At 72.3% G+C, this 25,043-nt stretch carries 18 protein-coding genes; 13 read left to right on the top strand and 5 right to left on the bottom strand.

Annotated features, from left to right (window positions below):
• Positions 1-6: 6 nt before the first annotated feature.
• Both ACIPXB_RS19080 and ACIPXB_RS19075 read right to left on the bottom strand, forming a co-directional pair.
• The gene (locus ACIPXB_RS19080) at positions 7-255 is read right to left on the bottom strand and encodes an antitoxin (RefSeq protein ID WP_401451153.1); all 249 of its coding nucleotides are present in this window, start codon (positions 253-255) and stop codon (positions 7-9) included.
• A gap of 22 nt (positions 256-277) precedes the next feature.
• Positions 278-538, bottom strand: a complete 261-nt coding sequence (locus ACIPXB_RS19075) for a hypothetical protein (protein WP_401451150.1) — start codon at positions 536-538, stop codon at positions 278-280.
• A 199-nt stretch (positions 539-737) separates the two neighbouring features.
• Between ACIPXB_RS19075 and miaA the strand changes: the two genes are divergently transcribed.
• The 6 genes from miaA to hflX all read left to right on the top strand — a co-directional run bounded on the left by miaA (position 738) and on the right by hflX (position 8,783).
• Positions 738-1,676, top strand: coding sequence for a tRNA (adenosine(37)-N6)-dimethylallyltransferase MiaA (gene miaA, locus ACIPXB_RS19070; protein ID WP_401451147.1), 939 nt, complete (start codon positions 738-740; stop codon positions 1,674-1,676).
• A 132-nt stretch (positions 1,677-1,808) separates the two neighbouring features.
• Positions 1,809-2,303, top strand: coding sequence for a hypothetical protein (locus tag ACIPXB_RS19065; RefSeq protein WP_401451144.1), 495 nt, complete (start codon positions 1,809-1,811; stop codon positions 2,301-2,303).
• 73 nt (positions 2,304-2,376) lie between these two features.
• Complete coding sequence (gene dapF / locus ACIPXB_RS19060; RefSeq protein WP_401451141.1) at positions 2,377-3,249, top strand: diaminopimelate epimerase; 873 nt, start codon at positions 2,377-2,379, stop codon at positions 3,247-3,249.
• Between the two features lie 140 nt (positions 3,250-3,389).
• Positions 3,390-5,543: a RelA/SpoT family protein gene (locus tag ACIPXB_RS19055; RefSeq protein WP_401451138.1), complete on the top strand. Its 2,154-nt coding sequence runs from the start codon at positions 3,390-3,392 to the stop codon at positions 5,541-5,543.
• A gap of 112 nt (positions 5,544-5,655) precedes the next feature.
• Complete coding sequence (locus tag ACIPXB_RS19050; protein WP_401451135.1) at positions 5,656-7,140, top strand: M1 family metallopeptidase; 1,485 nt, start codon at positions 5,656-5,658, stop codon at positions 7,138-7,140.
• Between the two features lie 164 nt (positions 7,141-7,304).
• On the top strand, positions 7,305-8,783 hold the full coding sequence (hflX, locus tag ACIPXB_RS19045; protein WP_401451133.1) for a GTPase HflX: 1,479 nt from the start codon (positions 7,305-7,307) through the stop codon (positions 8,781-8,783).
• Positions 8,784-8,913: 130 nt separating this feature from the next.
• Here the strand turns inward: hflX and ACIPXB_RS19040 are convergent, their stop codons facing one another.
• The gene (locus ACIPXB_RS19040) at positions 8,914-10,092 is read right to left on the bottom strand and encodes a trypsin-like serine peptidase (RefSeq protein ID WP_401451131.1); all 1,179 of its coding nucleotides are present in this window, start codon (positions 10,090-10,092) and stop codon (positions 8,914-8,916) included.
• Between the two features lie 537 nt (positions 10,093-10,629).
• Here ACIPXB_RS19040 and ACIPXB_RS19035 point away from each other — a divergent pair.
• The 5 genes from ACIPXB_RS19035 to ACIPXB_RS19015 all read left to right on the top strand — a co-directional run bounded on the left by ACIPXB_RS19035 (position 10,630) and on the right by ACIPXB_RS19015 (position 18,887).
• On the top strand, positions 10,630-11,961 hold the full coding sequence (locus tag ACIPXB_RS19035; protein WP_401451260.1) for a diaminobutyrate--2-oxoglutarate transaminase family protein: 1,332 nt from the start codon (positions 10,630-10,632) through the stop codon (positions 11,959-11,961).
• Positions 11,962-12,312: 351 nt separating this feature from the next.
• Entirely contained in the window at positions 12,313-14,151 is a 1,839-nt protein-coding gene (locus tag ACIPXB_RS19030; RefSeq protein WP_401451129.1) for an IucA/IucC family protein, read from the top strand.
• A gap of 17 nt (positions 14,152-14,168) precedes the next feature.
• Positions 14,169-14,804: a GNAT family N-acetyltransferase gene (locus ACIPXB_RS19025; RefSeq protein ID WP_401451126.1), complete on the top strand. Its 636-nt coding sequence runs from the start codon at positions 14,169-14,171 to the stop codon at positions 14,802-14,804.
• A 168-nt stretch (positions 14,805-14,972) separates the two neighbouring features.
• Positions 14,973-16,829, top strand: coding sequence for an IucA/IucC family protein (locus tag ACIPXB_RS19020; protein ID WP_401451124.1), 1,857 nt, complete (start codon positions 14,973-14,975; stop codon positions 16,827-16,829).
• A gap of 87 nt (positions 16,830-16,916) precedes the next feature.
• Positions 16,917-18,887, top strand: coding sequence for an ATP-dependent DNA helicase (locus ACIPXB_RS19015; protein WP_401451121.1), 1,971 nt, complete (start codon positions 16,917-16,919; stop codon positions 18,885-18,887).
• A gap of 185 nt (positions 18,888-19,072) precedes the next feature.
• Here the strand turns inward: ACIPXB_RS19015 and lexA are convergent, their stop codons facing one another.
• On the bottom strand, positions 19,073-19,864 hold the full coding sequence (gene lexA, locus ACIPXB_RS19010; RefSeq protein WP_401451118.1) for a transcriptional repressor LexA: 792 nt from the start codon (positions 19,862-19,864) through the stop codon (positions 19,073-19,075).
• A gap of 471 nt (positions 19,865-20,335) precedes the next feature.
• On the opposite strand from lexA, the gene nrdR reads away from it, so the two are divergent.
• Positions 20,336-20,848 carry a transcriptional regulator NrdR gene (nrdR, locus tag ACIPXB_RS19005; RefSeq protein ID WP_401451116.1) on the top strand — a complete coding sequence of 171 codons (513 nt, stop codon included), beginning with the start codon at positions 20,336-20,338 and terminating at the stop codon, positions 20,846-20,848.
• 117 nt (positions 20,849-20,965) lie between these two features.
• A complete protein-coding gene (locus ACIPXB_RS19000; RefSeq protein WP_401451113.1) occupies positions 20,966-23,851 on the top strand; it encodes a vitamin B12-dependent ribonucleotide reductase in 2,886 nt (961 codons plus the stop codon).
• A gap of 71 nt (positions 23,852-23,922) precedes the next feature.
• On the opposite strand, the gene ACIPXB_RS18995 is transcribed toward ACIPXB_RS19000, so the two are convergent.
• Positions 23,923-24,882 (bottom strand): DUF1152 domain-containing protein, encoded by a 960-nt coding sequence (locus ACIPXB_RS18995; protein WP_401451111.1) that lies wholly within the window; start codon positions 24,880-24,882, stop codon positions 23,923-23,925.
• Between the last annotated feature and the right edge of the window lie 161 nt (positions 24,883-25,043).

Raw genomic sequence — 25,043 nt, 5'->3', positions numbered from 1 at the left:
ATCACGTCACGACGCCGTCGGCGGCGGGGTCGACCCGCCCGGACGGTCCTTGTGCGCGATCTTGCCGAGGGTGTCCTTCGCCTTGCCCGTACCGCTCGCTATCTTGTCGCTGTACTTGCCCTTGGTCCTGGAATCCACGGCCTTCGCGACCTTGTCGAGCCCCTCACCGATCCGGCCCTCGTTCTTCTGAGCGAGGTCGCCGACCTTGTCCTTGGCCGGCGCGAGCTTGGCCCTCAGATTGTCCAGCAGGCTCATGGGTCACCTTCCCGTGGCGTAGCTACTTACGGGCGCCCTCGCCGGCCTCGTTGTCCGCGGCCTTGTCCGCCGACTGCTGCTTGGGGATCTCCACGCCCTCCGGCGCGGTGCTCCCCGCGGCTGCCTCCGTCGCGGTCCCGGCCACGGGCTCCTCGGCCTTCGTCTCCTCCGCCCCGTCCGTGCCGTCGACGACCTCCACCGACTCGGCCGACGGCGTCGCCGCCGCGGCCTCCTCGGTCGACGCCTCGGACTTACGGCGGCGGAACCGGCTGAAAACGCCCATGTCTACTCCCTTAACGGTACTCGTGCGGGTGAAGTTCCGCCCCGGGCGAACCGGCTCACGAACCGGCTCACGAACCGGCTCACGCCGGGCGCGCACCCCGCGCACCACCGGCCGGAACCTCGCCAGGGCAACGACCCCGCCACCACCCCGTCACCTCACTCGATCGGGTACATGCCCGCGTGTTTGCGAGACTGGGTCGGTGAGAAGTGCAGCCCCCGCACCGCGGGTCATCGCCGTCGTCGGTCCCACCGCGGCCGGAAAGTCCGATCTGGGCGTCGCCCTGGCCCGCCATTTCGACGGCGAGGTCGTCAACGCCGATTCCATGCAGCTCTACCGGGGGATGGACATCGGCACCGCCAAGCTGACGACCGAGGAGCGCGGCGGCGTCCCCCACCGCCTCCTGGACATCTGGGACGTCACCGAGACCGCCAGCGTCGCCGAGTACCAGCGCCTCGCCCGCGCCGAGATCGACAAGCTGCTCGCCGCCGGCCGTACGCCCGTCCTCGTCGGCGGCTCCGGGCTGTACGTGCGCGGTGCCCTGGACGCCATGGAGTTCCCCGGCACCGATCCCGCCGTCCGGGCCCGCCTGGAGGAGGAGGCGGCCCTGCGCGGCCCCGGCGCCCTGCACGCCCGCCTCGCCGCCCTCGACCCGGCCGCGGCGCAGGCGATCCTGCCCTCCAACGCGCGCCGGATCGTGCGGGCCCTGGAGGTCATCGAGATCACCGGCAAGCCGTTCACCGCCAACCTGCCCGGTCACGAGTCCGTCTACGACACCGTCCAGATCGGTGTCGACGTCGGCCGCCCCGAGCTGGACGAGCGGATCACGCTGCGCGTGGACCGGATGTGGGAGGACGGCCTCGTCGAGGAGGTCCGCACCCTGGAGGCCGCCGGGCTGCGCGACGGCGTCACGGCCTCCCGCGCCCTGGGCTACCAGCAGGTGCTCGCCGCCCTCGCGGGGGAGTGCACCGAGGAGGAGGCCCGCGCCGAGACGGTCCGCGCCACCAAGCGGTTCGCCCGCCGCCAGGACTCCTGGTTCCGCCGCGACCCCCGGGTGCACTGGCTCAGCGGAGCGGCCGCCGACCGGGGGGAACTCCCCGGGCTCGCGCAGTCGTTGGTCGAACGAGCGGTCACAGCCTGATCACGTGATGGCATCGGGACGCTCCGAGCGGCAGTTCGGAGCCCGGGGCCGTGCCATCATCAAACTTCCACCGGTGTCGTCACCGGTGGTGAACGGCGGCGTACGAAGTCCGAGTGGGGAGGGCGCGTGGCGATGGAGGCCGGCCCTCGCGACACCGGGCGGGACGACTCCCGACGGGAAGCGGACCCGATGCTTCAAGGCGAGCTCGGCCTGCCCGCGGAACCGGCACAGCTGTCCCCGGACGGCCCCGACGCCCTCGCCGACGGCGGCCCGCAGGACATCTCCGGGCCCGAGTTCGAGGTCGAGCTGCGCCCGCAGCGCAAGCTGCGGATCTGGCAGATCGCCCCGATCGTGATGCTGGCGGCCGCCGGCTCGCTGATGTTCGCCTTCCCCCTCGCCTTCGAGTTCGGCGACGGCGGCGCCGTCGTGGCCATGCTGGGGCTGCTGATCAGCTCCTGCGCGGGTGGCTGGGGCATGATGGCCGCCCGCCGCGTCGGCTACACCTGGCCCGGCCTGCCCCCGCGCGGCTCCGGCCGGCTGCCGGACTGGCGGATCGCCGCGCTCTACGCCCTGGTCGCGCTGACGGTGGCGGCCCTGGCGGTGCTCCGGGTGGCCCGCCTGCGCTGAGCTCCGCGCGGCGGAGGACGCCCGCCCGCGGACGCCCGCCCGCCCGCGGTGACGGCCCCGTTACCATGGGCCCGTGACCAGCAGCCTCACCTTCCTCAAGGGCCACGGGACCGAGAACGACTTCGTGATCGTTCCGGACCCGGACAACGCCGTCGACCTGCCCGCCGCCGCCGTCGCACGACTGTGCGACCGCCGTGCCGGCATCGGTGCGGACGGCGTGCTGCACGTCGTACGGTCCGCCGCCCACCCCGAGGCCGCGCACCTGGCCGACGAGGCCGAGTGGTTCATGGACTACCGCAACAGCGACGGCTCCGTCGCCGAGATGTGCGGCAACGGCGTACGCGTCTTCGCCCGCTACCTCGAGTACGCCGGCCACGTGGAGCCCGGGGACCTCGCCGTCGCCACCCGCGGCGGCGTCAAGCGGGTCCACCTCGACAAGACCGGCGACGTCACCGTCTCCATGGGCCGCGCCGTCCTCCCCGAGGGCGAGGTCACCGTCGCCGTCGGGGACCACACCTGGCCCGCCCGCAACGTCAACATGGGCAACCCGCACGCCGTCGCCTTCGTCGACAGCCTCGACCAGGCCGGCGACCTGCTCACGCCCCCGCCTTTCAGCCCCGCCGAGGCCTACCCCGACGGCGTCAACGTCGAGTTCGTCGTCGACCGCGGCCCCCGCCACGTCGCCATGCGCGTCCACGAGCGCGGCTCCGGCGAGACCCGCTCCTGCGGCACCGGCGCCTGTGCCGTCGCCGTCGCCGCCATCCGCCGCGACGGCGCCGACCCGGCCGTCACCGGCGAGAGCGCCCGGTACACCGTCGACCTGCCCGGCGGCACCCTCGTCATCACCGAGCACCCCGACGGTGCGATCGACATGACCGGACCCGCCGTCATCGTGGCCGCCGGAGAGTTCGACCCGGCCTGGCTCACCGAAACGGCTTTCGGCTGAAGATTCCCTCTCATGGGTGATCCGTTTCACGCTCAGCGAGAGCCGGACTGCGCCACGTGGTGGGGTCGGTAACATCAGGCACCGGCCCTGAGGGCTCACCCCATGCCCGCCACCGCCGGTCGACGCCGCCGGAGGTGCCCATGAGTGCAGAGGCCACGAACCCCGACGCACGCCCCGAGCTCCGCAGACGCGGCCGGGCCCGCCTGGATCTGCGCAGGCTGGGCCGCGCGGCGCTGCTCGGTCCCACCGCCCGGGACCGGCTCCCGGACGCCATCAGCCACGTCGCCGAGGCCCACCGCGCCCACCACCCGGACGCGGACCTCTCCGTACTGCGCCGTGCGTACATGCTCGCGGAGACCTCGCACCGCGGCCAGACGCGCAAGAGCGGCGAGCCGTACATCACCCACCCGCTCGCCGTGACCCTGATCCTCGCCGAACTCGGCGCCGAGACCACCACCTTGACCGCCTCGCTCCTCCACGACACCGTCGAGGACACCGAGGTGACCCTCGATCAGGTCCGCGCCGAGTTCGGCGACGAGGTCTGCTTCATCGTCGACGGCGTCACCAAGGTCGAGAAGATCGACTACGGCGCCGCCGCCGAGCCCGAGACCTTCCGCAAGATGCTCGTGGCCACCGGCAACGACGTCCGCGTCATGTCCATCAAGCTCGCGGACCGGCTGCACAACATGCGCACCCTGGGCGTGATGCGCCCGGAGAAACAGGAGCGCATCGCCAAGGTCACCCGCGACGTCCTCATCCCGCTCGCCGAACGCCTCGGCGTCCAGGCCCTCAAGACCGAGCTCGAGGACCTCGTCTTCGCGATCCTGCACCCCGAGGAGTACGAGCGCACCCGGGCCCTCATCGCCGCGCACGCCGGCGAGAACGACCCGCTGCCCGCCATCGCCGACTCCGTGCGGACGGTGCTGCGCGAGGCGGGCATCGCGGCCGAAGTCCTCGTCCGGCCCCGGCACTTCGTCTCCATCCACCGCATCACCCTCAAGCGCGGCGAGCTGCGCGGCTCCGACTTCGGCCGGCTGCTCGTCCTGGTCGGCGAGAACGCCGACTGCTACGGCGTCCTGGGCGAGCTGCACACCTGCTTCACCCCGATCGTCTCGGAGTTCAAGGACTTCATCGCCGTACCCAAGTTCAACCTCTACCAGTCCCTGCACACCGCCGTCGCCACCCCGGACGGGGACATCGCCGAGGTCATCGTCCGCACCCGGCAGATGCACCGGGTCGCCGAGGCCGGCGTGGTCGCGCTCGGCAATCCGTACGCCATCACGCCCGGCACGCCCGGCGCACCCGGCGCACCCGGTACGCCCGCGACGCCGGCCGCCGCCCCCGCCGGCGCCACCACCTCCACCGCTGGCTCCGGCTCCCTCGGCGACCCCGACGAGGAACGGGTCGACCCCACCCGCCCGGGCTGGCTGTCCCGGCTGCTGGACTGGCAGCAGTCCGCGATCGACCCCGACACCTTCTGGCGCTCGCTGCGCGCCGAGCTCGCCCAGGACCGCGAGATCACCGTCTTCCGCGCCGACGGCGGCACGCTGGGCCTGCCCGCCGGCGCCACCTGTATCGACGCGGCCTACGCCCAGCACGGCGAGGCCGCCCACGGCTGTATCGGCGCCCGTGTCAACGGGCGCCTGGTCTCCCTGGCCAGCGTGCTGGCCGACGGGGACACCGTGCAGCTGCTGCTCGGCACCGACCCCGCCGCCGGGCCCGCCACCGACTGGCTGGAGCACGCCCGTACCCCCGCCGCCCGGATCGCCATCAGCGGCTGGCTCCAGACCCACCCCGGCGGTGCGCAACCCGCCGACGCGGCCCCCCGGGCCCCGCTCACCGTCGTCAACCTGCGGCCCGGCGGCGGCAACGCCGTCGCCGACCTCCCCGACGCGCACGTCCGGCTCGCGGGCTGCTGCACCCCGGTACCGCCGGACGCCGTCGCCGGATTCGTCGTACGCGGCGGCGCGGTGACCGTGCACCGCGAACAGTGCCCGGCCGTCGCGCAGATGCGGACCCTGGGCCGGACCGCGGTCGCCGTGCACTGGCGGGCCACCGCCGACTGCCGCGTGACCCTGACCGCTGAATCGTTCGGCCGCCCCCACCTGCTGGCCGATCTGACCGAGGCCATCGCCCGGATGCGCGTCGAGGTCATCTCCGCCACCGTGGACCCCCCGGTCGAGGGCCGCGTCCGGCACACGTACACCCTCCACCTGCGCGACGCCACCACCCTGCCCGCCCTGATGCGCGCCATGCGGGACGTCCCCGGCGTGTACGACGTGAGCCGCGCGTAGGGGGCGACCGGCCGCGGGCGGGCCGGGCCGGCTACGTCCGCAGGCCCCCGTACGGGTGGTTCCGCCGCGCGCCGTGGCCGGGCGCGGCGGGCCCCCTGGTAAGCGGTGGTGGATGCGCCTCACCTCCGCCCGCCTGCGCGCCGCTCTGCTCGCCGCGGCCTCCCTCACCCTCGTCGCCGCCGTGCTGCCGCCTCCGCCACAGGCACTGGGCATCGGCGACCGGCTGTTCCCCGCCCTCGGCAACCCCGGCTACGACGTCCTCGCCTACGACCTCTCCTTCACGTACACGAACAACACCACCCCGCTCGACGCCGTCACCGCCATCCGCGCCCGCACCCTCACCGCCCTGGAGCGGGTCAACCTCGACTTCGCCCACGGCACGGTCGCCTCCGCCGAGGTCAACGGTGAGCCCGCCGTCTTCGAGAGCGTCGGTGAGGACCTCGTCCTCACCCCCCGCACCCCGCTCCCGCAGGGCGTGCCCCTGCACATCACCGTCCGGCACACCAGCGACCCGCGCGGGCGCGGCGACGGCGGCTGGGTGACCACCGAGGACGGCCTGGCCATGGCCAACCAGGCCGACGCCGCCCACCGGGTCTTCCCCTGCAACGACCACCCCGCCGACAAGGCCCTCTTCACCTTCCGGGTCACCGCCCCCGAGGGCACGACCGTCGTCGCCAACGGGCTGCCCGCCCTGCCCGCCCACCGGGCGGCCACGGCCGCGGCGGCCACCACCTGGACGTACCGCACCCACCACCCCATGGCCACCGAGCTGGCCCAGGTCTCCATCGGCGACTCCGCCGTCGTGCACCGCACCGGCCCGCACGGGCTGCCGATCCGCGACGTCGTCCCCGCCGCCGACCGCACCCGGCTCGAGCCCTGGCTGCGCAAGACCCCGGCGCAGATGGCATGGCTGGAGGAGCGCGTCGGCCGCTACCCCTTCGAGACGTACGGCGTGCTGATCGCCCGCGCCACCACCGGCTTCGAGCTGGAGACCCAGACGCTCTCGCTCTTCGAGCGCGGGATCTTCACGCAGGACGGCTACCCCGAGTGGTACGTCGAATCGATCATGGTCCACGAGCTCGCCCACCAGTGGTTCGGCGACAGCGTCACCCCGCGCACGTGGTCCGACCTGTGGCTGAACGAGGGCCACGCCACCTGGTACGAGGCCCTGTACGCCGACGGCCTCGGGAAGTACTCCCTGGAACGGCGCATGCGCGAGGCCTACCAGCGCTCCGACCAGTGGCGGGCGGCCGGCGGACCCCCGGCCGCGCCCAAAGCGGCCGCGCCCGGCGAGAAGATCGGACTGTTCCGGCCCGTGGTCTACGACGGCTCCGCCCTGGTCCTCTACGCCCTGCGGCAGAAGATCGGCACGGCCGCCTTCGAACGGCTGGAGCGGCGCTGGGTCACCGAGCACGCCGATTCCGTCGCGGACACGGCGGACTTCGTCCGCATGGCCTCGCAGGAGGCGGGCACCGACCTGACCGCGTTCCTGGAGCCCTGGCTGTACGGGAAGACCACCCCTGCGATGCCCGGACACCCGGAGTGGAGCGGGCAGCGGGCCGCGGGCAAGGAAGCGGGCGCCGGGAAAACGGTATGACGGCCGCAGAAGGGGCATGTCACCATCGAGAGGTGCGCGGGTGAGCGGTCCCCCTCGGGGAATCCCGGACCGGTGTGACACGTTGTACCCGTACGGCACGACCAGCTGTCCACCAGCGGTGCCGGACCGCACACCCATCGTGACCGAAACGACGTAAGGATCCAATGACCTCCTCTTCTTCCCCTTCACAGGACGCACAGAGCTTTACCGAGAGCCTTCGGGCCGATGCCCTGATGGAAGAGGACGTCGCCTGGAGCCACGAGATCGACGGGAACCGGGACGGCGATCAGTTCGACCGCTCCGACCGTGCCGCCCTGCGCCGCGTCGCGGGCCTCTCCACCGAGCTCGAGGACGTCACCGAGGTCGAGTACCGGCAGCTGCGCCTGGAACGCGTGGTGCTCGTCGGTGTCTGGACCTCGGGGACCGTCGCCGACGCGGAGAACTCCCTCGCAGAGCTCGCCGCCCTCGCCGAGACGGCGGGCGCCCTCGTCCTCGACGGTGTGATGCAGCGCCGCGACAAGCCGGACCCGGCCACCTTCATCGGTTCCGGCAAGGCCCGCGAGCTGCGTGACATCGTCGTCGAGAGCGGCGCCGACACCGTCGTCTGCGACGGTGAGCTCAGCCCCGGCCAGCTGATCGCGCTGGAGGACGTCGTCAAGGTCAAGGTGGTCGACCGGACCGCGCTGATCCTCGACATCTTCGCCCAGCACGCCAAGTCCCGCGAGGGCAAGGCGCAGGTCGCCCTGGCGCAGATGCAGTACATGCTGCCGCGACTGCGCGGCTGGGGTCAGTCGCTGTCCCGGCAGATGGGTGGCGGCAGCGGTGGCGGCATGGCCACCCGAGGCCCCGGTGAGACCAAGATCGAGACGGACCGGCGCCGGATCCGCGAGAAGATGGCGAAGATGCGCCGGGAGATCGCGGAGATGAAGACCGGCCGCGACCTCAAGCGGCAGGAACGGCGCCGCAACAAGGTGCCGTCGGTCGCCATCGCCGGCTACACCAACGCCGGCAAGTCCTCGCTGCTCAACCGCCTCACGGGCGCGGGCGTGCTGGTGGAGAACGCGCTGTTCGCCACCCTCGACCCGACCGTGCGCCGGGCCGAGACGCCGACCGGCCGGGTCTACACCCTGGCCGACACCGTCGGCTTCGTCCGGCACCTGCCCCACCACCTCGTCGAGGCGTTCCGCTCCACGATGGAGGAGGTCGGCGACTCCGACCTCATCCTGCACGTGGTCGACGGCGCGCACCCGGCACCGGAGGAGCAGCTGGCGGCCGTACGCGAGGTCATCCGCGAGGTCGGCGCGGTGAACGTGCCCGAGATCGTGGTGATCAACAAGGCGGACGCGGCGGACCCGCTCGTCCTGCAGCGCCTGCTGCGCATCGAGAAGCACTCCATCGCCGTCTCGGCCCGCACGGGCATGGGCATGGACGAGCTGCTCGCGCTGATCGACGCCGAGCTGCCGCGGCCCGAGGTCGAGGTCGAGGCACTGGTGCCGTACACGCGGGGCTCGCTGATCGCCCGGGCGCATGCCGAGGGCGAGGTCCTCTCCGAGGAGCACACCCCGGAGGGCACGCTGCTCAAGGCGCGCGTCCACCAGGAACTGGCCGCGGACCTGGCTCCGTACGTGCCCGCCACGCGCTGAGCCGGACGGGCCGACCGGACGGACGAAGAAGGGCGGTGCCCTCCAGCCATGAGGCTGGAGGGCACCGCCCTTCACGTATCACCGCGCACGGCGTGTGGCGCGTGCGGCGCGTGGTGCGCCCGACGAGCTCCTAGCGGGCGAACTTCTTGCTGACGGCGTCGAAGACGCCCTTGGCCTCCGGACCCAGGCGCGGGCCGGCCAGCCAGCCCGCCTTGGCGGGACCGATCGAGGTGTTCGACACCAGCGCCGGCTTGCCGTCGGCGCCCGCCGCGACCCAGCCGCCGCCCGACGAGCCACCGGTCATCGTGCAGCCGATGCGGTACATCACCGGGTCGGCCGCGTTCAGCGACAGCCGGCCGGGCTTGTCCGTGCACATGAAGGCGCGCTGGCCGTCGAAGGGCGCGGCCGCCGGGTAGCCGGTCGCCGTGATGCTCGCGACCTTCTGCGTGGCCGGGGCGTTGAACTCCACCGGGAGCGCCGAACCGACGGTCTCCTCCAGGGACTTGCCGCCGCTGCCCTTCTCCGGGGTCACGTGCAGCACCGCGAAGTCGTACGGGGCGCCCTGGCCACCGGTCGGACCGCCCTGGGCGATCCACTGGTTCGAGGTCTGCGCCCAGTCGCTCCACCACACGCCGTACGGCGCGACCTCGTCGCGCTTGGCACCCTTGAGCTGCGCCTGCGACTTGCCCGCGTTGTTGTACGACGGCACGAAGGCGATGTTGCGGTACCAGCCGCCCGACTTGCCCGCGTGCACGCAGTGTCCGGCGGTCCACACCATGTTGGACTTGCCGGGGTGCGCCGGGTCCTTGACGACGGTGGCCGAGCAGACCATCGAGCCCTCGGGGCCGTCGAAGAAGACCTTGCCGGCCTCCGGGACGTTCTGGTGGTACGGGGCGGCCGCGGCCTTGGCCGTCACCGGCGCCGGAGTGGGGTCGGAGACGCCCTGGTCCTTGCCGAGGTCCGGATCGGTGACCGGCTTGTCGGGACGCTGGGCGTCACGCATCCGGTCCGGGTCCCACAGGTCCTCGATGATCGGGTTGATGAAGTCGTTGGCCTCGCGCAGCCAGTCGTCCTTCTTCCAGTCCTTCCACGCACCCCCCTTCCACTTGTCCATGTCGATGCCGTGTTCCTTGAGCTTGTCCTTGAGGTGGTCCGGGATCTTGATCCCGTCCACCCCGGACGGATTGCTCGCCGCCACGGTCGGCTTGGCGTCGCCGCCGGCCTCACCGTCGCCGGGTCCACAGGCCGCGGCGGTCAGCGCGAGCGCGGCCGCGCACAGGACCGCGGTGACCGGTCGGTTCGGTCGCATGTCGTGAATCCCCCAAGTGGTGTTCGAGCGTGGAGTGCGGCATCCGGGCCGTACCCGGAGTGCAGCACCCCACTATGCCGCTGACGGCCAGGACGCCACAGCCCGGGGCCGCGGTTGCAAGGATCTTCGACCGGCCCGTGATCGGTCGCGGTCACCGTCGTTGGTACGTACGGGGGATGGCGCGCCGTAGTTCATGTGCGAGACGCAACTCACATGGGAGGACCGACAGTCGTGGCCGTGACGACCGAGCAGGCCGCAGCCGCGGCCCCCGACCTGCCCCCGGACCGACGCCCGGAGCCGCCCGCGCCCCACCAGCCCCCGGTCCCGCCCGCCCTCCCCGCCCAGCCCGGCCCACCGGACCCGGAGAACCGGCCGAGCACGCCAGGCCCGGAGAACCGGCCGACCCCGCCGGGCCCGGAGAACCGGCCGACCCCGCCGGGCCCGGAGAACCGCCCCGGCCCGCCCGCTCCGGCCGGCCCGCCCGCTCCGGTGGGCCGGGCCGCTCCGGCGGGCCGGTCCGGGGCAGCCGGTCCGGGGGTGGTCCCGGCAGCGCGGAGCCTGGGACCGGAGGGCATCCTGCGCCGGCAGGCCCTTCGGGAGTCCGCGGCCCGGACCTACGCGCGCTCGCTGCCGATCGTCCCGGTGCGGGCCCGGGGCCTGACCATCGAGGGCGCGGACGGGCGCCGCTACCTCGACTGCCTCTCCGGCGCCGGCACCCTGGCCCTCGGACACAACCATCCCGTGGTCCTCGAAGCCATCCGCACGGTCCTCGACTCGGGCGCCCCGCTCCACGTCCTCGATCTCGCGACCCCGGTCAAGGACGCCTTCACCACCGAACTCTTCGCCAACCTGCCACCCGCCTTCGCCCAGAACGCCCGGATCCAGTTCTGCGGGCCCGCCGGCACGGACGCGGTCGAGGCCGCGCTCAAGCTCGCGCGCACCGCCACCGGCCGCACCGGACTGCTCGCCTTCAGCGGGGCCTACCACGGCATGACCGCCGGATCCCTGGCCGCGTCCGGCGGGGCCCCGGACGTCGGGGTGACGCGCCTGCCCTACCCCCAGGACTTCCGTTGCCCCTTCGGCGTCGGCGGTCCCGAGGGCGCGGCCCTCGGCGCCCGCTGGACCGAGAACCTCCTCGACGACCCCAAGGGCGGGGTTCCGGCGCCCGCCGGAATGATCCTCGAACCCGTCCAGGGCGAGGGCGGAGTCCTCCCCGCCCCGGACGCCTGGCTGCGCCGGATGCGCGAGATCACCGCTGCCCGGGGCATTCCGCTGATCGCCGACGAGGTCCAGACGGGCGTCGGACGCACCGGAGCCTTCTGGGGCGTCGACCACGCGGGCGTGATCCCGGACGTCATGGTCCTGTCCAAGGCCATCGGCGGCAGCCTCCCGCTCGCCGTGATCGTCTACCACCGCGACCTCGACACCTGGCGACCCGGAGCCCATGCGGGAACGTTCCGCGGCAACCAGCTCGCCATGGCCGCCGGCACCGCCACCCTCGCGTTCGTCCGGGAGAACCGCCTCGCCGAGCGCGCCGCCGACCTCGGCGAACGGATGCTCACCGCCCTCCACGGCCTCGCCACCGGCCACCCGTGTGTCGGCGACGTCCGCGGCCGCGGTCTGATGATCGGCCTCGAACTCGTCGACCCGGAGGCCCCCGAGACCGATGCCGGCCGCGCCCCCGCCGCCCCGGCCCTCGCCGCCGCCGTCCGCCAGGAATGCCTCGCCCGTGGCCTCATCGTCGAACTCGGAGGCCGCCACGCCAGCGTCGTCCGCCTCCTGCCACCCCTCACCCTGACGGACGAACAGGCCGCCGCCGTCCTCGACCGGCTCGCCGACGCCCTCGCCGCCGTCACCCACCCCCACTGACCGCGCCCCACTGACCCGCGCCCACTGACCCGCGCCCCAAGGAACCCCGTGACCTCCTCTCCCGACCCCACAGGGCCAGCCCCCGAACCCACGCCGGGGCCCTCCGCCGCCTCCTCCCCGTCCGAGCCGCCCTCTGCACCCGCTCCCGCCCCACAGGCCGACACCCCGGCGGACGGTGCGGGCGTCACGGCGAGCCACGGCACCGGCGACGCCCCTGGGCACTCCCCGGGGCACGCCACCGGGCACGCCCCGGGGCCCGGTACGGGGCAGGCCGCCGGAACACCGGGCCATGCTGCCGACGCCCCGCCCGCCACCGCGCCCCCGGCACTGGCGCCCCCCACCGCGGCGCCCATGTCGGCACCCCCGGCCACCGTGCCCGCGGCCACCGTTCCGCGGCAGAAGGACGGCACCCCGCGCCCGCGCCCGGCGACCGTCACCGGACCCGACCCGGCCCTCCTCCCCGATCTGCTCGACCATCCCGACCCGGCCGTCGCGGCCGAAGCGGCCACCGTCGAGAACCTGCTGCGCTGCTGGGTCCGCGAACGCGGCATCGGCCGCCCCGACGGTCCCCCCGGAACCCTGCTGTGCATCCCCCTGCCCGCGTCCGGCACCTCCTTGATCACCGTCGTCCGTCACTGGTCCCCGGCCGGCTGGCACCGCTTCGCCCCCGCCCGCCTCCTCGGCACCCCCGCCGACGCGCCCGCCCTGGACGCCGTCACCCTCGCCGCGCTCTTCGCCCGCGAGGCAGGCCCCCGCGGCGGCGCCGACCTCGTCGCCCGGGTCGCCGACTCGGTCCGCCGTACCACCGAGTTCATCGCCGACCGGCGCCGACGCCCCGAACCCCCCGTCCCCGTTGCCGCGGACCGCTTCCTCACCGCTGAGCAGTCCCTGCTCCTCGGCCACCCCCTCCAGCCCGACCCCAAGAGCCGCGAGGGGCTCTCCGAGGCCGACGTACGCCGCTACTCACCCGAACTGCACGGCTCCTTCCCCCTGCACTGGATCGCCGTCGACCGCTCCGTCCTCGCCACCGACTCGGCCTGGACCGAACGAGGCCGCCCGGTCCGCGCCGACGAGCTGCTCGCCCGCCTCACCCCCGGCCTGCCGCTGCCAGAGGGCACCGCCCCGCTTCCCCTGCACCCCTGGCAGGCGCGTGACCTCTTCCAGCGTCCCGCCGTCGCCGCCCTCCTCGACGCCGGCATGCTGCACGACCTCGGCCCGCACGGCGCGCCCTGGTACCCCACCTCCTCCGTCCGTACCGTGGCCCGTCCCGGGGCCCCCGCGATGCTCAAGCTGTCCCTGGGCGTGCGCATCACCAACTCCCGCCGCGAGAACCTCCGCAAGGAACTCCACCGCGGTGTCGAGATCCACCGGCTGCTGCGCACCGGCCTCACCGAGGAGTGGCAGGCCGTCCACCCCGGCTTCGACATCATCCGCGACCCCGCCTGGGTCGCCGTCGACTTCCCGGCCGGCACCCCGGTTCCCGGGCTCGACACCGTCCTGCGTCACCATCCCTTCCGTCCCGGAGACGACGCGGTCTGCGTCGCCGCACTGACCTCACCCCGCCCCCGGCCCGGTCGGGCCCCCATGCGTTCCCGGCTCGCCGACACCGTGACCCGGCTCGCCCTGAGCACCGGCCGCCCCACCTCGGCCGTCGCCGCCGAGTGGTTCCTGCGCTACCTCGACCACGTCGTCCTGCCGGTCCTCGGTCTCGACCACCTCGCCGGCATCGCCCTCGAAGCCCACCAGCAGAACACCCTGGTCCTCCTCGACCCGGCCGGCTGGCCCGTCGGCGGCCGCTACCGCGACAACCAGGGCTACTACTTCCGCGCCTCCCGCCGCGCGGAACTGGAGCAGCGGCTGCCCGGCATCGGCAGCGCCAGCGACACCTTCGTCTCCGACGCCGTCACCGACGAACGCTTCGCCTACTACCTCGGTATCAACAACGTGCTCGGACTCATCGGAGCCTTCGGCTCCCAGCAACTCGCCGACGAGCGCGTCCTCCTCGCCGCCTTCCGCCGCTTCCTCGGCAAGGCGTCCGGCCTCGGCCCGCTCCCCGCCCGGCTGCTCGACTCACCCACCCTCCGCTGCAAGGCGAACCTCCTCACCCGCCTCGGCGGCCTGGACGAACTCGTCGGCCCCGTCGACACCCAGTCCGTCTACGTCACCATCGCCAACCCCCTGCACGACTGAGCCGAGAAGAGCCACCCATGCATCGCGACGACACCCTGGAACTGCGCTACCCCGCCGGCCTGTTGCCGCTGCTCGCCGAGGCCGACCTGCTCGACTGCCCGTCGGCCTGGGGACCCGTCAACACCCTCGCCGGAGCCTTCCGCCTCGATCCCGTCCGGATCGACCGCGACCTCGAACGCCTCACCGGCTGGATGAACGACCCCGACGTGGCCGCCTACTGGGAGCTCGACGGTCCCGCCTCCCGCACGGCCGCCCACCTGCGCGCCCAGCTCGACGGGGACGGCCGCAGCATCCCCTGCCTCGGGGTGCTCGACGGAGCACCGATGAGCTACTGGGAGATCTACCGGGCCGATCTCGACCCCGTCTCCCACTACTACCCGGCGCGCCCCCACGACACCGGTATCCACCTGCTCATCGGAGACGGTACGAACCGCGGCCGGGGCCTGGGCACCATGCTGCTGCGCGCCGTAGCCGACCTGGTGCTCGACAACCGCACCCGCTGCACACGCGTCATCGCCGAACCGGACATCCGTAACGCCCCCTCCGTGTCAGCCTTCCTGAATTCCGGCTTCCGCTGTACCGCGGAAATCGACCTGCCCGCCAAGCGCGCCGCCCTGATGATCCGGGAACGGGCCCTTCGCACTCTGCTGTGAAAAGCATGCTGTGAAGAAGTTTCTGTGGCACAGCCTGAGAAGAAGCCTCTGTGGCGCAGCCTGCTGTGACGCGCCCCCGCGTCCCGACCCCTGCGAACCCGCTCCGAACCGTCTCTGATCAGTGAAACTCCCGGCTGTCGCGCCGAGTTCCCGTTCCCGAGGAGTGCTGTGACGAATTTCCTCCATACCCCCGACCGCACCGAACCGCCCGTGCCGCCGTCGCCCCAGCACCCCTGCACCCCACCCGAGATCAACGCCGCGACCTGGGACGCCGTATCCCGCCGGCTGCTCGCCAAGATGCTCGGCGAGTTCGCCTATGAGGAGATCATCGCTCCGGAGCCGGCTCCGGCCGCCGACGGCGACGCCTGGCGGCTAGCCCTCGACGACGGCAGCAGCCTCGGCTTCCGCGCCCGCCTCCGCAGCTACGGCAGCTGGCACGTCGACCCCGACACCATCACCCTCACCGCCGCCCCGCCCGCCCAGGAGCCGGCCACCGCCTTCGGGGACCCGTACCTCTTCCTCGTACGTGCCCGCCGCCTGCTCCGCCTCGACGGCGCCACCCTCGGCCACCTCGTCCGCGAACTGAGCGCCACCCTCGCCGCCGACGCCCGGCTCGCGCACACCGCCCTGACCGCCGACGTCCTCGCCGACCTCGACTACGCCGACCTCGAAGGCCACCAGACAGGCCACCCCTGGATCGTCGTCAACAAGGGACGCCTCGGCCTGTCCGCCGCCGACGCCGCCGCCTGGGCCCCCGAGTCCCGTACCCGCCAGCGGCTGCCCTGGCTCGCCGCCCACACCTCTCTGGCCGACTACCGCGGCACCGCCGGCCTGGAGGACCCCGGACTGCTCTACTCCGCCGAGCTCGACCCCGTCACCCGCGCCGCCTACGACCGGACCCTGCGCGACCGCGGCCTCGACCCGAGCACCTACCTCTACCTCCCCGTCCACCCCTGGCAGTGGGACCAGATCGTCCTGCCCCTCTTCGCCCCCGCCCTCGCCTCCGGCGCCCTCGTCCCGCTGCCCGCCGACCCCGACGCCCGGCTCCCGCAGCAGTCGATCCGTACCTTCCTCAATCTCAGCAGGCCCGAGCGGCACAGCGTGAAACTGCCGTTGTCCGTGTTCAACACCATGGTCTGGCGCGGCCTGCCCAGCGACCTGACCCTCGCCGCCCCCGCCGTCACCGCCTGGATCCACTCCCTGCGCGAAGCCGACCCCTTCCTGCGCGACGAATGCCGGGTCGTCCTGCTCGGCGAGGTCGCCTCCGTCACCGTCCGCCACCCCGTCTACGACGCGCTGCCCGAGTCCCCGTACCAGTACAAGGAGCTTCTCGGCGCGATCTGGCGCGAGCCCCTGACCGGCCACCTCGCCCCCGGCGAGCGCGCCCGTACGCTGGCCTGTCTGCTGCACACCGATCCGCGCGGCCGCTCCTTCACCGCCGAGCTCGTCGCCCGCTCCGGGCTCGCCCCCACCGCCTGGCTGCAGCGCCTGTTCGCCGCCGTCCTGCCCCCGCTGCTGCACTTCCTCTACCGCTACGGCACCGTTTTCTCGCCCCACGGCGAGAACGCCGTCGTGATCTTCGACGACCATGACGTCCCGGTCCGGCTCGCGGTCAAGGACTTCGTCGACGACGTCAACATCAGCGCCGAGCAGCTGCCCGAGCACGCCACCATGCCCGACGAGGTCCGCGCGGTCCTGCTCACCGAGCCCGCCGACTTCCTGCCCCAGTTCATCCACTCCGGGCTCTTCGTCGGTGTCTTCCGCTACCTCTCGGCCATCTGCGAGGACCGGCTCGGCGTCCCGGAGAGCGCGTTCTGGTCCCTGGTGCGCGCGGAGATCCTGCGTCACCACGCCCGCTTCCCCGAGCTCAAGGAGCGCCACGCGCTCTTCGACCTGCTCGGCGAACGCATCGGAAGGCTCTGCCTGAACCGGAACCGGCTCTACGAGGACGGTTACCGCGACCGGCCCGACCGCCCCCATGTGGTGGTCCACGGCACCGTCCCCAATCCGCTCCACGCCCCGTGACGCCTGGCTGGATCCCGCCGTACCGTCCGCTGCGCGGTCGGCGGGATGCGGTCACTGTCAGTGGAGCCCCGTAGGGTTGTGAGTGCTATGACGAAGCCCTCCCTCACCGACCTCCTGCACGCCGCCGTCTCCGCCGTCGGCGGTACGGAGCGTCCCGGCCAGGTGGCCATGGCCGAAGCCGTCGCCGAAGCCATCGACGATGCCTCGCACCGGCTCATCCAGGCCGGCACCGGCACCGGAAAGTCCCTCGGCTACCTGGTGCCGGCCCTCGCCCACGGCGAGCGCGTGGTGGTGGCCACCGCCACCCTCGCCCTCCAGCGGCAGCTCGTCGAGCGCGACCTGCCCCGCACGGTCGAGGCGCTGCATCCGCAGCTGCGTCGCCGGCCGCAGTTCGCCATGCTCAAGGGCCGTTCCAACTACCTCTGCCTGCACCGCCTGCACGAGGGCGCGCCGCAGGACGAGGAGGAGGGTCTCTTCGACCAGTTCGAGGCGGCGGCCCCCAGCAGCAAGCTCGGCAAGGACCTGCTGCGGCTGCGCGACTGGGCCGACGAGACGGAGACCGGCGACCGCGACGACCTGACGCCGGGCGTCTCCGACAAGGCCTGGTCGCAGATCTCGGTCTCCTCGCGCGAATGCCTGGGCGCGACCAAGTGCGCGTACGGCGCGGAATGCTTCGCCGAGGCCGCCCGCGAGCGCGCCAAGCTCGCGGACGTCGTGGTCACCAATCACGCGCTGCTCGCCATCGACGCCATCGAGGGCGCGCCGGTGCTGCCGCAGCACGAGGTGCTGATCGTCGACGAGGCGCACGAGCTGGTCTCGCGCGTCACCGGTGTGGCCACCGGCGAGCTCACCCCGGGCCAGGTCAACCGCGCCGTGAAGCGTGCCGCCAAGCTGGTCAACGAGAAGACCGCGGACGCCCTGCAGACGGCGTCCGAGACCTTCGAACGGATCATGGAGCTGGCGCTGCCCGGCCGTCTGGAAGTGATCCCCGAGGACCTCGGCTACGCGCTGCTGGCCCTGCGGGACGCCTCGCGCGACGTGATCTCCGCGCTCGGCGCGACCCGCGACAAGTCCGTCCAGGACGAGGACGCGGTCCGCAAGCAGGCCCTCGCCGCGGTGGAGAACATCCACGCGGTCGCGGAGCGGATCACGAACGGTTCCGAGTACGACGTCGTCTGGTACGAGCGCCACGACCGCTTCGGCGCCACCCTGCGCGTGGCTCCGCTGTCGGTGTCCGGGCTGCTGCGCGAGAAGCTCTTCGAGGACCGCTCCGTGGTCCTGACCTCGGCCACCCTCAAGCTCGGCGGCGACTTCAACGGGGTCGCGGCCTCGCTGGGCCTGTCCGCCGAGGGCGTGGAGGGGGACGACGTACCGGTCTGGAAGGGCCTGGACGTCGGCTCGCCGTTCGACTACCCGAAGCAGGGCATCCTCTACGTGGCCCAGCACCTGGCCACCCCGGGCCGGGAGGGCACCCGCGGCGACATGATGGACGAGCTGGCCGAGCTGATCCAGGCGGCCGGCGGCCGCACCCTCGGCCTGTTCTCCTCCATGCGCGGCGCCAAGGCGGCCGCCGAGGAGCTGCGTACGCGGCTGGACCATCCGATCCTGCTCCAGGGCGAGGAGACGCTCGGCGAGCTGATCAAGAGCTTCGCCGCGGACCCGAAGACCTGCCTGTTCGGCACCCTCTCGCTCTGGCAGGGCGTGGACGTGCCCGGCCCCAGCTGTCAGCTGGTGGTCATGGACCGGATCCCGTTCCCGCGCCCCGACGACCCGCTGATGAGCGCCCGGCAGAAGTCCGTCGAGGAGCACGGGGGCAACGGATTCATGGCGGTCGCCGCGACCCACGCGGCCCTGCTGATGGCCCAGGGCGCGGGCCGGCTCGTACGGGCCTCCGGCGACCGCGGCGTGGTCGCGGTCCTGGACCCGCGGCTGGCCAAGGCCCGGTACGGCAGCTTCCTGCGGGCCTCGCTGCCGGACTTCTGGTACACCACGGACCGTAACCAGGTACGCAAGTCGCTGGCCGCGATCGACGCGGCGGCCGTCGCGGACGGGGCCTGAGCGCCCCGCCCACCCGCCCCGCGCCGGACGCGCGCGGGGCCGTGGTGGGATCCGGGGGCGTCGGGACGACGGCACGGGGGATGCGCGGGTATGGAAACGCCCCGGGACCGGCGCAGTGGCCCCGGGGCAGCTCGGACGGCGGCGAGGCGGCGGCACGGGGCCGCCCCGACGCGCGGGCGCGACGCTCAGACGCGCCGGAGGACGGCGACGACCTTGCCGAGGATGGTCGCCTCGTCACCGGGGATCGGCTGGTAGGCGGCGTTGTGCGGGAGGAGCCACACGTGGCCGTCCTCGCGCTTGAAGCGCTTGACCGTGGCCTCGCCGTCGAGCATGGCGGCCACGATGTCGCCGTTCTCCGCGACCGGCTGGCGGCGGACCGTGACCCAGTCGCCGTCGCAGATCGCGGCCTCGATCATCGAGTCGCCGACGACCTTCAGAACGAAGAGCTCACCGTCGCCGACCAGCTGCCGGGGGAGCGGGAAGACGTCCTCGACCGACTCCTCGGCGAGGATCGGGCCGCCGGCCGCGATCCGGCCGACCAGGGGAACGTAGGAGGCGGCGGGCTTGCCGGTGGTGTCCGTCGGCTGCGAGCTGGGCTGGTCCGAACCGCGGACCTCGTAGGCCCGGGGGCGGTGCGGGTCGCGGCGCAGGAAGCCCTTGCGCTCCAGGGCCATCAGCTGGTGGGCGACCGAAGAGGTGCTGGACAGGCCGACCGCCTGGCCGATCTCCCGCATGGACGGTGGGTAGCCGCGCCGCTGCACCGAGTCCCTGATCACTTCGATGACCCGCCGCTGCCGGTCGGTGAGGCCGGAGCTGTCGGCGCGGATGCCGGGAGGTCGCCCGGGGAGCGAGCGCGCGGGCCTCACGGACTCCGGCTCCGGGTTCGTGGATGCGTCATTCATGGCATGCACCGGCTCGAGTCGGCTCTGGGAGCGGTTCTGGGCAGTGATGGTGGCACTGTCTGCGGTGGTGGTCACGTCGGCGGCCCCTCTCGGAATGTTCTCCCTAGTTAGCCAACGGTAGTTGCTTTCGAAAGGTTGCGCCAAACACACGTTCGAGTGAAAAATCGCAGATCGACCGTCGCGCGGGCATTCAGGGGTGTATGGACGATCGGTCCGCCGAACGCGGGTTCGGCCCGCCGTGCGCCGCTTACGCTACCCTTCCCGGTCGGATCGACACCTTCCGGGTGTCCGCCCAGTGTGGCAGCAGTGCCGCATGTAATCGGTGTGTGGGCGGGGCGACACGCGGAGTGCCGTAAATCCCGCCGAACCCAAGATCTAGTGGTTGGATGGCCGGGTCCGCCCAGAAGTAGTGGTCCCTGGGTCTGCTGAGGCTCCCGGGATCGCATATGCTGGTGACCGCTCCAGGGGCCCCGACGCAGCGCTGCCGCTGCCGTCGCAGGCTGCCCCGGGCTATTCAGTCGTGCCAAGAGGGAGGGTTGGGAAACCGTGCACTGTCCCTTCTGCCGGCACCCCGACAGCCGTGTCGTCGACAGCCGTACGACGGACGACGGTACGTCGATCCGCCGGCGCCGCCAGTGCCCGGACTGCTCCCGCCGCTTCACCACGGTGGAGACGGCGTCACTGATGGTCATCAAGCGCAGCGGGGTGACCGAACCCTTCAGTCGCACCAAGGTCATCTCCGGCGTCCGCAAGGCGTGCCAGGGGCGTCCGGTCACCGAGGACGCCCTCGCCAAGCTCGGCCAGCGGGTCGAGGAGGCGGTGCGTGCCACCGGGAGCGCCGAGCTGACCACCCACGACGTGGGCCTGGCCATACTCGGACCGCTGCAGGAGCTCGACCTCGTCGCGTACCTGCGCTTCGCGTCCGTGTACAAGGCGTTCGACACGCTGGAAGACTTCGAGGCCGCCATCGCGGAGCTCCGCGAGCCGCGTCCTCACTCCGAAGAGTGCGGGTGTGGCGGGACCCTTCCGGTCCCCGTGCCCGCCTCCTCCACCGACTGACCGGGCGGCCGCGCCGCGGCCGGTCTGCCAGGTGGCGTACGTAGATCAACAGACAGAACCGTGCCACGGGATTACTGCGGCACATCAGGGTGTTTTTGCCCGTATATGGGAGGCGGCATGACAGAGACGGCGAGCGGTCCGGCACGTGGGTCCCGCAAGGGAACCAAGGCGAAGCAGGGCCTGCGCATCGAGCGGATCCACACGACTCCCGGCGTGCACCCGTACGACGAGGTGGTCTGGGAGCGCCGTGACGTCGTCATGACCAACTGGCGCGACGGCTCGGTCAACTTCGAGCAGCGCGGCGTCGAGTTCCCCGACTTCTGGTCGGTGAACGCGGTCAACATCGTCACCAGCAAGTACTTCCGCGGTGCCGTCGGCACCCCGCAGCGCGAGACCGGGCTGAAGCAGCTCATCGACCGCATCGTGAAGACGTACACGAAGGCCGGCCAGGACTACGAGTACTTCGCCTCCCCCGCCGACGCGGAGATCTTCGAGCACGAGCTGACCTACGCCCTCCTGCACCAGGTCTTCAGCTTCAACTCGCCGGTCTGGTTCAACGTGGGCACGCCGCAGCCCCAGCAGGTCTCCGCCTGCTTCATCCTGTCCGTCGACGACTCCATGGAGTCGATCCTCGACTGGTACAAGGAAGAGGGCATGATCTTCAAGGGCGGCTCCGGCGCCGGCCTGAACCTCTCCCGCATCCGCTCCTCCAAGGAGCTCCTCTCCTCCGGCGGCAACGCCTCGGGCCCGGTCTCCTTCATGCGCGGCGCCGACGCGTCCGCAGGAACGATCAAGTCGGGCGGCGCCACCCGCCGCGCGGCCAAGATGGTCGTGCTCGACGTGGACCACCCGGACGTCGAGGACTTCATCGCCACCAAGGTGAAGGAAGAGGAGAAGATCCGCGCCCTGCGCGACGCGGGCTTCGACATGGACCTGGGCGGCGACGACATCACGTCCGTCCAGTACCAGAACGCCAACAACTCCGTCCGCGTGAACGACGAGTTCATGACGGCCGTCGAGAACGGCACCCGCTTCGGCCTGCGCGCCCGCATGACCGGTGAGGTCATCGAGGAGGTCGACGCCAAGGCGCTCTTCCGCAAGCTGGCCGAGGCCGCGTGGGCCTGCGCCGACCCGGGCATCCAGTACGACGGTGTGATCAACAACTGGCACACCTGCCCCGAGTCCGGCCGCATCACCGCGTCCAACCCGTGCAGCGAGTACATGCACCTGGACAACACGTCCTGCAACCTCGCCTCGCTGAACCTGATGAAGTTCCTCAAGGACGACGGCAACGGCAACCAGTCCTTCGAGGCCGACCGCTTCGCCAAGGTCGTCGAGCTCGTCATCACCGCGATGGACATCTCCATCTGCTTCGCGGACTTCCCGACGCAGAAGATCGGCGAGAACACCCGCGCCTTCCGTCAGCTCGGCATCGGCTACGCCAACCTCGGCGCCCTGCTGATGGCGACCGGCCACGCGTACGACTCCGACGGCGGCCGCACCCTCGCCGCCTCGATCACCTCGCTGATGACCGGTACGGCGTACAAGCGCTCCGCCGAGCTCGCCGCGGTCGTCGGCCCGTACGACGGCTACGCCCGCAACGCCGAGCCGCACCAGCGCGTCATGAAGCAGCACGCCGACGCCAACGCCGTCGCGCCGCGCTCCGACGACCTGGACACCCCGATCTGGGCCGCGGCCACCGAGGCCTGGCAGGACGTCCTGCGCCTCGGCGAGAAGAACGGCTTCCGCAACTCCCAGGCCTCCGTCCTCGCCCCGACCGGCACCATCGGTCTGGCGATGTCCTGCGACACCACCGGTGTCGAGCCGGACCTGGCCCTGGTGAAGTTCAAGAAGCTCGTCGGCGGCGGCTCGATGCAGATCGTCAACGGCACCGTTCCGCAGGCCCTGCGCCGCCTGGGCTACCAGGAGGAGCAGATCGAGGCGATCGTCGCCCACATCGCCGAGCACGGCAACGTGGTCGACGCCCCCGGCCTGAAGACCGAGCACTACGAGGTCTTCGACTGCGCGATGGGCGAGCGCTCCATCTCCCCGATGGGCCACGTCCGCATGATGGCCGCGATCCAGCCCTGGATCTCCGGCGCCATCTCCAAGACCGTCAACATGCCGGAGACGGCGACCGTCGAGGAGGTCGAGGAGATCTACTTCGAGGCCTGGAAGCTCGGCGTCAAGGCCCTCGCGATCTACCGCGACAACTGCAAGGTCGGCCAGCCGCTCTCTGCAAAGAAGAGGGACACCGAGAACGCCGAGAAGGCCGAGGTCACCGCGAAGGCGGAGGAGACCATCCGGACCGCGGTCGAGAAGGTCGTCGAGTACCGCCCGGTCCGCAAGCGCCTGCCCAAGGGCCGCCCGGGCATCACCACCTCCTTCACGGTCGGTGGCGCCGAGGGCTACATGACGGCCAACTCCTACCCGGACGACGGTCTCGGCGAGGTCTTCCTGAAGATGTCCAAGCAGGGTTCCACCCTCGCGGGCATGATGGACGCCTTCTCCATCGCCGTCTCGGTCGGCCTGCAGTACGGCGTCCCGCTGGAGACGTACGTCTCGAAGTTCACGAACATGCGCTTCGAGCCGGCCGGTATGACGGACGACCCGGACGTGCGGATGGCGCAGTCGATCGTCGACTACATCTTCCGCCGCCTGGCGCTGGACTTCCTGCCGTTCGAGACCCGCTCGGCGCTGGGCATCCACACCGCCGAAGAGCGCCAGCGCCACCTGGACACCGGCTCCTACGAGCCGCTCGACGACGAGCTGGACACGGAGTCCCTGGTCCAGTCCGCCCCGCTGGCGGCGGTCCCGGCGACGCCGAAGCCGGCCGTCGAGATCCCCGCCCCCAAGACGGCGCACACCAACGCCGAACTGGTGGAGATGCAGCTCGGCGTCTCGGCCGACGCCCCGCTCTGCTTCTCCTGCGGCACCAAGATGCAGCGCGCCGGCTCCTGCTACATCTGCGAGGGCTGCGGCTCGACCAGCGGCTGCAGCTGATCGACCCACGACGGAGCGGGGACCGGTAGGGCGCCGGTCCCCGCTCCGGCGTACGGCGGCCTGGTGGGGGCTCAGTGCGGGATGCGGCGGGCCGGCCGGGTGATCGTCTCGTCACGGAACTCCGCGATCGCGCTGCTGACCTGGCGCAGCAGATGGGTGTCCTCGATCCGGTCGAGGTAGAGGCAGCGGGCCGCCAGCCCCTTGAGGTCGAAGGCGAAGCACAGCGACATCAACGGGTTGATGAACAGCTCGCTGTCACGGGTGCGCGCGGTGAACCGGACGTCGCCGAACGCGCCGCGGACCGCCGCCGCGATGGAGCCGTTCACGATGCTCGGGTGGTCGGGGGTGTGCTCCTGGGCGTGGGCGACGGCGTCCACGAAGAGGGCGCCCTCGCGGGTGGCCCGCGAGATCGAGAACGCGCCGAGATAGGCGCCGTCGCGCTCCAGCGCGGCGATGTTCTCCAGCACCAGCGCGTGACTGACCCCGTGGTACGCGTCCACACCGAAGCCCACCGACACCACCAGGCGCTCGGGTACGTCGTCCAGCGCGGCCAGGGCCGCGACGCTGGTCAGGTCCTCCTCCGGCGTGCCCAGGCCCGCCTCGTCGCCCCGCATCAGGATGTCCGTACCGCCGTCGACCAGTACCACCGCGTCGATGTCGTGCCGCTCGATCAGCGCCCGGTACGCGGCGCGCAGCGGCTGCACCCCGGTCCGGGGGAAGGCGTACACGGTGCTGTCGTACCGGTGCAGGGCCAGCCACTGGGCCAGGGTGCGCTCGGGGAAGTACGTCTGGTGCGGCGCCGAGTGCGGGGTCACCGCCACCACGTCCGGGGCCGCCCGGTCCGCCGGCGGCAGGCCCTCCACGGCGCTGAACGAGAGGTTGGCCAGGTGCACCCGCTTGCCCTGGTGCATCAGGGAGAGGGCGACGGGCAGGCCGGCGTAGATGTCGAAGCCGCCGCCCGCGCCGGCGACGAGGACGCGTTCGGCGCCTTCGAGGCGGGCGAAGAGCGGGTTGGTGTGCAGGGCCGTCATGGTGATCAGTGTGCAGAGGTACGGCAGGAGTGCGCCCGGGATTTTCGTACGGGGACCATGGGGAGCGGTGAGGAGCTGGATCGTCACCGTGGCTCCGGTGAACGGTGGCTGTGCGACCGGGGGTTCGGGATTCGACCGTCCGATCGGGATGTGGTGGAACT

Source organism: Streptomyces sp. NPDC090022 (assembly GCF_044748145.1).
GTDB lineage: Bacteria > Actinomycetota > Actinomycetes > Streptomycetales > Streptomycetaceae > Streptomyces.
This window is presented reverse-complemented; position numbering and strand designations above follow the sequence as displayed.